We start from the raw sequence: 10,708 nt of genomic DNA, 5'->3' as shown, positions 1-10,708 counted from the left end.
TGGTGGCCTACTGATGATTTGTCAAGTGCTTGAAGAGTAGCGATCGCGGTAGCGTTGCGTAGCAATATCGCTCCGGGCAATTATTTTTCTTCCTCCTCTATTATACACAAACGATGCTACCGGACATGATATGACTGGTCAACCAGGTATTCTACTACCCGAACAATGGGACAAAATTCCTGGAGCAAGAGGATGTACCCATCAATCATGCGCTTTTCGAGACCACCACCAAGAAATAACAGAGTTCAAAGTGCAAGTATTTGGCCTCAGCACACAAAAAATTGAATATCAGATAGAAGCAGCGAAGCGACTTCATTTACCTTTTGAACTTCTGAGTGATAGTGATTTAAACTTTTCCCAAGCGTTAAAATTGCCAATATTTGAAATAGAAGGAAAGCAACTACTCAAAAGAGTTACATTAATTGCACAAGCAGGAAAAATTATCAAAGTTTTCTATCCAGTATTCCCGCCTGATAGAAATCCTGATGATGTAATTGATTGGTTACGAAATAATCTCGTGTAATAGTTAGTCAATAATCAGCTTAACAGTCATAGCAATTACATATTTTAAAAGCTCATTATTTATGCCCAAAACGAATTTAATATTTAAGAAAGATAGAATATTTGATTATAGATTTTCACCCTAGTTATATTATTTTTGGATAATGAGTTATATCATGTTCCCCCTCCGGGGGAGCTACGCTAACGGTTGAATACTTATAAATAACTTAGTGAGGAGTCAGGACTCAGGACTCAGAAGTCAGGAGGGAAGAAAAAAGGAAGGTAGAAAAGTAAAAACAATTTCAGTATTTCTTCGGTACTGTCAGTTCTTAAATTTTATTTATAACTGACACGTCCGAAGATGGTATTATAGCACTACGCATTAAGATGAGGACAGCTAAGAAACTTCAAAACATTACAGTTAAAAGTTTTGACTCTAGCTGATAGCTGTTTGTGTAGCATTCCGTAGGAAATGCTTATAGCTATATAATAAAATTTCTCTCTATAGTTTTGTTCTATCCCTTTAAATACTTGTCTTAGGGCTAAAGCCAAACTACAAACATAATATTAGACACTATGCTACCTCAATTTACTGCTGATTTTTTCAGATTTCAAAAAACTCTAAAAAATGCCCAATTGTCTGATTAAATTTTTCTGGATCTACCAAAAATGCCCAATGATTTCCCGGAACTTTTTCCATTTTTAAATTCCTTAAATATTTCCGATAAGGCTTAATTTGCAACTCACTTCTATTTACACCTTTTTCCGGTTGAATAAATAAGGTAGGCACATCAATATATTCTGTTAAACCAGACACCTGCATCACCTCTTCAAATATTTCATTCCTTGCAGGTACAACAAATTTACTTCCCCACTTACCATCAGCTTTTTCCTCCATACTTTCCTGAAAAACCATCTGTTGAAATTCGCTCCAACCAGCATATTTTCCTAACTGCTTTGCTTGAGTTTCTGCTTCAGTGAAACTATCAAACGGACCCATACCTTTTAAAGTTTCTAAAGTCCTATAAAGAATAGGAAAAGTAACTTTAATTAATCCTGGCATTTTGCCGATAAAAACTGGGTCTACCAAAATCATACTTTTAAATATTTCTGAATTTTGTCTTGCCCAAATACAAGCTAATTTTCCCGTCCAAGAATGACCTAAAATATGAGCAGAAGACCAGTTTAAATGCTCCATAAGCGCCTCTAAATCAGTAATTGTTTTCTCGAAAGTATACCCACTTTCTGGTTTTTCACTTTCTCCATGACCACGCATATCTGGTGCAACAATATGATATTTATCCGCTAAATACTCTCCTAAACTTGACCAAACTAAAGCTAAATCTGCCAAACCATGTAATAGTAAAAGTGGCTGTTTTTTATCTTTATTTTCCTCTGACTGCCACTCCAAGTAAGAAAGTTGAATATCAGGTAAATTTAAAGTTTTGCGAGTATAAAGCATAGTTAAATATGATGATTGAATATTTGGCAATTAAATATTATCACAAATAGCGTTGATAAAATTTGGTTAGCAAAATTAATTGCTAGAGGCAAAAAACCATTTTTCTCTACAACTCATTGATAAATAAATTGATGTATCATATTGCTTTTGAGAATTAGTATTAGTACGGTTAATTCAACAATTAATAATTAATCATTACCTTTTCTTAAAATCATCAGAGTTGACTGTAAATCGAGATAGACCAGTTAATAAATTTCATAATTCTGCGCCACTTCACATAAAATAAATAGGGCTTGCTGATTAAATATCGCGCGCATTGACTGATATTGGTTTTAGGCAAATTATGTCTATTAAAAGTATGAGCTTTTCAAAAGCGATTGTTAAAAAAGTGAGGATTTTCGGGCAGCAAGAGCAGAAAAATTACTCTGACTATTATGAATGGCCACTGACTCTGTAATCCCCATTTCTTCTACGTTCGCCCCTACTCCCTACTCCCTTTTTCCCCTCCAGGGAGGGGCGAGGGGTGGGTCCCTACAAAGAGCAAAAAGACTTTCCATACGCAAACCCTAAATAGGTTTTAAATAAACTGAGTAGAGTCAACCATAACCATCCCTGACAAGTAACTCACCCACAAAATATTTTCATTTTATTAAGCTCCAGGAAAAGTCGGCGCCGAATCAAAAAAGAGCTTGCATTCCCAAAAAAATTTTGATAGTATAATGTTAGTGGATGTAACTTGCCCGTACACATGATGCTTTGTTCAACATAGAACAGGCAGGCGATCGCCAATGCCCACAAAAGCTACCCCAGGGAAAAAAACATTTTCTGAAGCACCAAAGCAAAAAATCCCACGCCGAATCAAAAAAGAGCTTGCATTCCCAAAAAAATTTTGATAGTATAATGTTAGTGGATGTAACTTGCCCGTATATATGATGTTTTATTCAACATAAAAAACCCTAAAATGAAAGAAATTAATATTTATCAAAATAATTGGGTCTAACACCCCGCCTTGATTGGCGAAATATTTTTGGAGGCTTGCTCAAATCTCCTAGCTCCCCTCCTGGGAGGGGCGGGGGTGGGTTGGGGAGGGGTTAGGGGTGGGTTAACTTCTGACTTCGTTAATAACCCTACAACTTCAAACATCAGAAAAAAACAATATTAAACCATGAATAGTTCCGAACAAACCTCTTGGAATAACATCAGCGAAGCCTTCCGCAAAATCTGGGGATATGATAATTTTCGACCACAACAAGGAGAAATAATTAGTTGCTTATTAGAAGGAAAAGATGCCTTAATAATCATGCCAACTGGAGGGGGAAAATCAATCTGTTTTCAACTACCAGCTCTACGAAAAACAGGCTTAACTTTAGTAATATCTCCCTTAGTTGCACTGATGGAAAATCAAGTTCAAGAATTGCGCGATCGCTCACTACCTGCCTCTCTTCTCGATAGTCAAATTCCCAATACCCAAAAACAAAAAACCCTCCAAGAATTACAACAAAATAAACTAAGATTACTCTATCTTTCCCCAGAAACATTATTTAATAAAAAAGTTTGGAACTTACTCTGCCAACCCCAGATAAAAATCAACGGTTTAATATTAGATGAAGCTCATTGTCTAGTACAGTGGGGAGAAACTTTTCGTCCTGCTTATCGCCGTTTAGGAGCAGTACGTTCAGCACTAATTAAATCTAAAACTCCAAGTACTAAGATTGCTATTGCTGCCTTTACCGCCACTGCCGATCCCCAAGCCCAAAATATTATTAAAAAAACTTTACAACTGCAAAACCCACAACCATTTTTACTTAGCCCCTACCGAAATAATTTATATTTAAAAATTCAAAAAATTTGTACTCCCAGAAGTCGCCGTCAACAGTTATTTAAGTTGATCAAAACTAGAGAAAAACAGGCAGGTTTAATTTACGTTAGAACGAGAAAAGACAGTGAAAACTTAGCATAAATATTACGACAAAAAGATTATCAAACTACAGCTGATCACGCAGGTTTAAGTGCTGAAGAAAGAAGAAATATTGAGGAAGCTTGGATAGGTGGAGAAATAAACTTTGTGGTCTGTACATCTGCCTTTGGTATGGGAATAAATAAACCAGATGTACGGTGGGTAATACATTTTCAAGCACCATCACTTTTGTCTGAATATATTCAAGAAGTCGGTAGAGGTGGTAGAGATGGGAAACCTGCGGAAGCTTTAACATTAGTCAGCGAACCTACTGGTTGGTTAGACCCAGAGGATAAGCAAAGACAAAAATTTCTAGTGGATAAGTTGCGATCGCAACATCAAACAGCCCAAAAATTAATCAAACAACTGCCAACTACAGGAAATATTGATACTGTAACCGATGAATTTCCTGATGCAGCGATCGCCCTATCTATCTTGCACTCTTCCGGAAAACTGAGATGGCGCGATCCCTTTAACTATATTATGAATAAGTCTGGTACTGGCAAAATATTATCCTTAGATTACAATTCCGGTATTCAGGAAACAAATAGATATTTCACCACTAGCAAATGTCAATGGCAGTTTTTACTACAAGCATTTGGCTTTTCTAAAGAAGCTCAGAATATGCGTTGCGGTCACTGCGATAACTGTATTAGAAAAGGAAGAGGAAAAATATTCAACAATTGATAATTAGGGTTTGCTGAAAAAGTCTTTTAGTAGGAGACAGGAGACAGGAGAAATGGCTTGGGAGCGAGGAGGTAGGAGCTAAGTTTTGTCCCAAGATTGTTCTCCCCAACTCTTGCACAAAATGCTAGTTTTTTCAGCTTTACTGACCGAAAAGCTGGCACTTTTTTTCAACCTAATCAGGCTGAAACCTTAAATCTTAATTATTCAGGACTTACGCAAAGGCACTATGTATAGATTCAATTAACTATTGGACAATAGTTTCGACTGCTATATATAGCGTATCTGCGTAAGTCCTATTATTATTAGGTAAAGCACAAGATTTTTCCTTCTTCTTCCTTCTTCTTCCCTCCTGACTCCTGACTCCTGACTCCTGACTCCTCAATCGTTATTTATAAGTATTCAAACGAACATGATGTAAAGCTATTTCCTACAAATTGACTCAGACTTCAATTTTGCTTGATGCTCGCAGCGAAAACCATCCTTGCACCATTGCGTCATATTCACCTGTGTCAATTTTAGCACATCAGCACATTTTGGTTCTATTATCTTACTTCCCACAGCCCAAAATAAACTACGAATTACATCTAAACCAGTCTTGAGATGAGATTCTCTATTACCAGGCACCCCTATTTCCTCAACAATATCAGTTTCTACCCATATTCCATTAGCACCCAAAATAATCTGTGCTAACCATTTAGCTCTGGGTAAATGAGTAGGAGATGTTACCAGTTTAATATGCTCCACTCCCCATTTCTTGAGAATTGGCAAAGTAAAATAGAAGTTACCAAAAGTAGATTTAGCGCAATGTTCTAACCAAACCTTCTCTACAGGAGCATTTTCCCGTTGAAATAATCCCACAAGACAAGGGTCTTTAGATCCAGCAGAAATTAATATTGGGGTCTGAGGATATTGTTTAGCCACTTGAGCAATATAAATTTCCCGTTTAATACTCCCACCTAAAACTAAATAAGTATCCACAGGAGATTTTGCTGCAGACTGGAGTGAAATAGTACTTCCCACCAACCACACTAATAGACTAGAAAGTATAGAAAAAAGCAAAAACAGCAATATTTTCCTGATTTTCTGATTGCCACGAATGTTTGGATTTCCTGTCATAGAAATTATAGCGGGTTATTTGAGCTTACCTCTAATCTGCCCACTGCTCCTCCTGTTTCCTATTTTTTATAGAACCCATTTGATATCCTTGTAGATGGTATGTGCTTTTGGCATAGAAGTCAGGAAATTCAGAAATAGAATAGGGAAAAAAGGTAGAAAAATGCTCCCTATTCCCCTACTCTCCCACTTCCCCCACTTCCCCATTCCCTCACTTCCGTCCCATAACGCTATAACTATTGATGAATCAGATATAATTTCCTATATCAGAGCGAATCTGGATCGACACCCAAATCGCGTAATTTAGCAGCTAATTTTTCGGCCCGTTGCTTTTCCTGTTCGGCTTGTTCGCTACTCCACAACAACAAATTTTCGGACTTATCCCACCATCTAAGCCAGCTAATATTTTGCCCTAGTCTTTCCCCTGGCCAAATTCCCAAGAACAAGTCTAATTCCGGTATCCAAAAATGTCCATTCTCATTAGCTGACTCGAAGCAATACTTTCCATCCTGCAAACTGCGCACCTCTAAATTCCCTTCGTAGGGGTCATAAGTTACATAGGTTGGTACTTTGAGGATATGTTCATAAAAGTAAAGTTTGCCGTATGGTGGAGTCGAACGCACTGATAGTTCCCCACATTCTGTTTCTGAGAGGAACTCCATGACTACAGCTACAGGAGCGCCTTCTAGATGGGGAGTGTAACTACGGCGAATTAACCCCTCTGCCACTGGTTGTACTTGGGGGACATAAAACCAATCGGGAGCCTTGACAACTATTTTTTTGTTGACAGTGGCTACTAATCCGAAATTTGAACCAATGAGCATTTGAGGTTGAATGAGCAATGCAGCTCCCAAAGCATCAGTCAGAGCAGCAGCAAGGATAGGTTGTTGAATATTTTCCACTGGGTCGTCTGGTAAGGTAAAGTCTGCTGGTAGTGCTTTCCAAGTTACTGTTGGTTCTGGTTTAGTGGATTTTATTTGTAGAACCATTTTTAGTGTCTATCTTATGGCTAAGGGTGGACTGTATTTGTATTATTATAGATCCCAAATGGGTTCTATTTAAAAATAGATGGGGAGATGGGGAGATTCGAATATTTGCACAATTTTTTATATTTCATATAATTTTAAGTCCTCATGGAATCTGATTGAAAAACTTTCTCTTACAATACAATAGTGAAATTCTTAGGGAACTCCCTACATTATTTTCGCACCTATGTCTATTAATCACCACAGTTATTCAGAAGATTCTGGTAAGACAAAACGCATTTCTCCATTTTGATCGATTTCTACTTTCCCTCCAAGCTTGAGAATTTCTTGTTGAGCGCGATCGCGTACTCTTTGGTCTCTTGTTTGACCGTATACCCACAACCAAGCATTAAACTTGATTAATTTACTATCGGGGTCTCGCTTCAGAAATTCTGCTGTTTGTCTAAACAGAGATGTTAAGCTTTGATATGATGTATTTTCAGCCCATTCAGCTGCCATTTCATGAGAATCAATTGCTCCAGGAATATCACCTACTAACAGTAATTGATCTATACCTTTCCATCTCCATACTTGCCAAGCTTTCGGATCTATTTCTGAAGAAAGTACATCGGTACCACGAGTCATATATTCTACCGCGACTTCTGGTTTACCTTCATATATAGATAAAGAGTTAGACACAAATAGATATGTATCAACCCATCTTGGATCTAAGCGGGTGATGATATCAAAGTAATCTTCACTAAGAGAATAACCTGTTTGATTTCTGGCAGTGTCGTCCCCGAAATATTGCAAAAATTGGAGAAACACCCAATCTGCAATCAAATTATCAAATCCAAAAGTTGGAGATGCCTTCAATAATTTTAGCTGTAGAGCTTCTTTTTCTTCAGCTTCTACTGCTTCTGCCAAATCTAAAACGATTTTCTCTTTTAAGGGAGAATTTTCTGAAGGCCAGAATACTTGTAAAGTTATTATACTTCCTAAAGCTGTTATGAAAACGGCTAGATTTACGAATGAACCTAGCCAATTTGAGGTTTTGGCTTTTGTTTCCATCATGTCTTAAATTTTTATGTAAAGAAAACTAACGAGCGAGAGATCAAAAATTACAGTAGTTTTCGACTTAATTTAGTTACAAGTCGATCCGGCTTTTAGCAACATAGAATAGGAATAAAAAAGCAGGAAAATTAATCATCTTTTTTCCCTCTTCCTTCTTTACTTCAAGTTAAACTGTACTTATTCATCCTAAAAAGTACTTTCAACAATTAATAATTAATAGTTACCTCTCCTTTAAAACGGATAGGATTGACTAATCATGAAAATTTTTCTTTATTATCCCCTTAAAAGGGGAAGCTTTAAACCACAATTTTTCGGTAAGAGGATTATCAGTTAATTTATTTTAATTACTTAACTCTTCTCAAATATAGAGTTAGAGACAATAGTCGTAACGGTAAAATTTGACTAGACAATAAATTCCCTTGTCACTATAGATACAATAATAAATATATTCAGCTAATATTGTAGTATATTAGACTTCTTTCAAAAAAATACTATCCCATATATCATAAATTAGTGGGAATGTCAATATCAAGAAATGTCCAACTACTAAAAAAATTCAATGAACTCAGCCTCAAAACGCAACTCCATCCTTCAAGCCATTTTGTACAGTGGAGCGATCGCTACAACCACAGCTTTATCTTTATTGGCCCCTACCCTGAGTAAGCCTGCTGAGGCAAATTTAGAAAATAGCCCGAAAGCAGTTCTGGATGAAGCATGGCAAATTGTCAATCGAGACTATGTTGATGGTAGTTTTAATCAGACAGATTGGCAAGCGACTAGGCAAACTTTGTTAGAGAAAAACTATACTTCTAGCGAACAAGCTTATGAAGCATTACGTCAAGCATTAGATCAACTTAATGACCCATATACTCGTTTTCTAGACCCGCAGCAGTTCAAAACTTTGACTAATCAAACATCAGGGGAAATGTCTGGAGTGGGAATGCAGCTAAAGGAGGATGAGCTGACCAAAGTAATTACGGTAGTGAACGTTGTAGAAAATTCTCCAGCTATGAAAGCAGGTTTATTACCAGGAGATCAAATCCTGGAAATTGACGGCAAACCTACTGCTAGTTTGAGTGTATCAGCAGCAGCAAAACTAATTCGAGGTGATGTGGGTACAGATGTTGTACTGCAAGTCATGCGTTCTGGAGAAACAGAATTTGATGTAACTTTAACCAGGGCGAGAATAGAATTACAAGCAGTTCGTTACGAGCTTAAGCGTGAAGGGAATAAACGTATTGGCTATATTCATTTACAAGAATTTAGTGCCCACGCTGGAGAACAAATGCAGAAAGCGATCGAAAATCTGGATAATCAAAATGCTGATGGTTATGTTTTAGATTTGCGGGGCAACCCAGGCGGTTTATTGCGCATTAGTATAGATATTGCTCGGATGTTAATGGATCAAGGTGCTATTGTTAGCACAGTTAACCGTAATGGAGAAAAGCAAGAATTGCGGGCAAACCGTTCAGCTTTAACTGATAAACCAATAGTCGTTTTGGTAGATGGTGACTCAGCTAGTGCTAGTGAAATTCTAGCAGGGGCACTTAAAGATAATGGTCGTGCTGTTATTATGGGAGATCAAACTTTTGGTAAAGCTTTAGTACAGTCGGTGCATTCTTTATCAGATGGTTCGGGTTTAGCAGTAACTATTGCTCACTATTACACTCCTAAAGGAACTGATATTAGTAAAAAAGGTGTTACTCCTGACGTAAGTATAAATTTGACAGATTCTCAAAAACGGCGCTTATATCGGCAACCAGGCGTGATCGCTACAATATCAGACCCTTATTATTTTAGAGCGGTAAATCTATTGAAAAATAAAATATTGGGTAGTGGTGCATAGTAATGATATAATCGGCTTTGTTGCATCCAGATTGAAATATGCCTTGCCCTCAATGTAACTCCCAAAAATTTGTAAAAAATGGACATACTCACTACGGGAAACAAAGATTCAAATGCAACAATTGTGGGCGACAATTTGTTGAAAGCCCAACCCGACAACCCATTAATCACTCAACAGGTGAATTCATCAATCAACTTCTACTGGAAAGGATGTCGCTGGCTGCCATCGCTCGCGTAACTGGAGTTTCGTCACCTTGGCTTCAATACTATGTCAATCAGAAATACTACCAGGTTCCCAAACAAGTTGAGGTGACTAAAAAAAACCAGGTCGATTAATTGTCCAGATGGATCAAATGTGGTCAGATGTAGGGTCAAAAGCAAAAAAACAATGGATTTGGCTTGCGATTGAGGCCAGAACAGGAGAAATTATGGGATTATATATTGGTGATCGCACTAGCCAATCAGCAAAGCAATTGTGGCATTCACTTGCTCCAGTTTACCGTCAATGGGCTATTTGTGACACCGATTTTGGGCCAGCTTACTCACAAGTATTACCCAGTAAGCGTCACCGTGGGGTTGGCCAAGAAACTGGTGATACAAGTTATATTGAACGATTCAATCATACTTGACGTCAAAGAGTTTCCAGCTGAGTAAGTAAAACTTGATCATTCTCAAAATCTCTCGACAATCATATTGGTGCAATTTGGTATTTTGTTGATCACTATAATGCTAGTTTACTCACTTAGATCATTGCTATACTACATTTTGCACTTTAATCATAGTACAAAAGAATACATAAATCATCATCAGAATTTTAGCTAACAAATTAATTGATAGAACATAAAAAAGTATGTGAAATGAGTATTCCTGGTGAACTAGGAAGTTCTGTTAGCAGCGGAAAACACAGGAGGAATTAAACTCCTGTCAAGAGCATCAATCAATTAAGGATATAGCTATCAAGAACTCTCAAAAACCTACGGGGGGATTCAACAGAGATGGTTAATAGTTGACTTTCAACTACGCATCTGTATCGGATTTGAAAAACAAGGAGAAAAAAATCCAGAAAGAACCAGTTGAAGTTGACAAAAAACTGCGCACTTTAAA

At 37.3% G+C, this 10,708-nt stretch carries 8 protein-coding genes and 2 pseudogenes; 4 read left to right on the top strand and 6 right to left on the bottom strand.

The annotated features are described in order from the left end of the window. Positions 1 to 130 precede the first annotated feature (130 nt). Positions 131 to 523: a peroxiredoxin gene (locus F6K27_RS30895; protein WP_287279650.1), complete on the top strand. Its 393-nt coding sequence runs from the start codon at positions 131 to 133 to the stop codon at positions 521 to 523. Positions 524 to 1,105: 582 nt separating this feature from the next. On the opposite strand, the gene F6K27_RS30890 is transcribed toward F6K27_RS30895, so the two are convergent. Both F6K27_RS30890 and F6K27_RS30885 read right to left on the bottom strand, forming a co-directional pair. Next, positions 1,106 to 1,963 (bottom strand): alpha/beta fold hydrolase, encoded by an 858-nt coding sequence (locus tag F6K27_RS30890; RefSeq protein WP_287279649.1) that lies wholly within the window; start codon positions 1,961 to 1,963, stop codon positions 1,106 to 1,108. Positions 1,964 to 2,959: 996 nt separating this feature from the next. Then, positions 2,960 to 3,106 (bottom strand): hypothetical protein, encoded by a 147-nt coding sequence (locus F6K27_RS30885; RefSeq protein ID WP_287284758.1) that lies wholly within the window; start codon positions 3,104 to 3,106, stop codon positions 2,960 to 2,962. Between the two features lie 22 nt (positions 3,107 to 3,128). On the opposite strand from F6K27_RS30885, the pseudogene F6K27_RS30880 reads away from it, so the two are divergent. Then, positions 3,129 to 4,607, top strand: a pseudogene (locus F6K27_RS30880) (RecQ family ATP-dependent DNA helicase). Between the two features lie 244 nt (positions 4,608 to 4,851). Here the strand turns inward: F6K27_RS30880 and F6K27_RS30875 are convergent. The 4 genes from F6K27_RS30875 to F6K27_RS30860 all read right to left on the bottom strand — a co-directional run bounded on the left by F6K27_RS30875 (position 4,852) and on the right by F6K27_RS30860 (position 7,759). Then, complete coding sequence (locus F6K27_RS30875) at positions 4,852 to 4,989, bottom strand: hypothetical protein (RefSeq protein ID WP_287279648.1); 138 nt, start codon at positions 4,987 to 4,989, stop codon at positions 4,852 to 4,854. A gap of 38 nt (positions 4,990 to 5,027) precedes the next feature. Next, positions 5,028 to 5,723 (bottom strand): YdcF family protein, encoded by a 696-nt coding sequence (locus F6K27_RS30870; RefSeq protein WP_287279647.1) that lies wholly within the window; start codon positions 5,721 to 5,723, stop codon positions 5,028 to 5,030. A gap of 263 nt (positions 5,724 to 5,986) precedes the next feature. After that, on the bottom strand, positions 5,987 to 6,709 hold the full coding sequence (locus F6K27_RS30865) for a Uma2 family endonuclease (RefSeq protein WP_287279646.1): 723 nt from the start codon (positions 6,707 to 6,709) through the stop codon (positions 5,987 to 5,989). A 243-nt stretch (positions 6,710 to 6,952) separates the two neighbouring features. Then, positions 6,953 to 7,759, bottom strand: coding sequence for a hypothetical protein (locus tag F6K27_RS30860; RefSeq protein ID WP_192901186.1), 807 nt, complete (start codon positions 7,757 to 7,759; stop codon positions 6,953 to 6,955). 559 nt (positions 7,760 to 8,318) lie between these two features. Between F6K27_RS30860 and ctpB the strand changes: the two genes are divergently transcribed. Then, entirely contained in the window at positions 8,319 to 9,605 is a 1,287-nt protein-coding gene (ctpB, locus tag F6K27_RS30855) for a carboxyl-terminal processing protease CtpB (protein ID WP_287279645.1), read from the top strand. Positions 9,606 to 9,643: 38 nt separating this feature from the next. Next, positions 9,644 to 10,350: pseudogene (locus F6K27_RS30850) on the top strand (IS1 family transposase). Positions 10,351 to 10,708: the final 358 nt, after the last annotated feature.

The sequence above is a fragment of the Okeania sp. SIO2F5 genome (assembly GCF_010692685.1).
Lineage (GTDB): Bacteria > Cyanobacteriota > Cyanobacteriia > Cyanobacteriales > Microcoleaceae > Okeania > Okeania hirsuta.
Note: the sequence above shows the minus strand (reverse complement) of the source record. Positions and strands in the feature narration are given on the sequence as shown.

What these genes read in the sequence shown, in the direction of transcription:
- F6K27_RS30865 (WP_287279646.1), bottom strand. Translation starts at nt 6,709, where the DNA reads ATGGTTCTACAAATAAAATCCACTAAACCAGAACCAACAGTAACTTGG.
- F6K27_RS30885 (WP_287284758.1), bottom strand. Translation starts at nt 3,106, where the DNA reads ATGTTTGAAGTTGTAGGGTTATTAACGAAGTCAGAAGTTAACCCACCC.
- F6K27_RS30895 (WP_287279650.1), top strand. Translation starts at nt 131, where the DNA reads ATGACTGGTCAACCAGGTATTCTACTACCCGAACAATGGGACAAAATT.
- F6K27_RS30860 (WP_192901186.1), bottom strand. Translation starts at nt 7,759, where the DNA reads ATGATGGAAACAAAAGCCAAAACCTCAAATTGGCTAGGTTCATTCGTA.
- F6K27_RS30890 (WP_287279649.1), bottom strand. Translation starts at nt 1,963, where the DNA reads ATGCTTTATACTCGCAAAACTTTAAATTTACCTGATATTCAACTTTCT.
- F6K27_RS30870 (WP_287279647.1), bottom strand. Translation starts at nt 5,723, where the DNA reads ATGACAGGAAATCCAAACATTCGTGGCAATCAGAAAATCAGGAAAATA.
- ctpB (WP_287279645.1), top strand. Translation starts at nt 8,319, where the DNA reads ATGAACTCAGCCTCAAAACGCAACTCCATCCTTCAAGCCATTTTGTAC.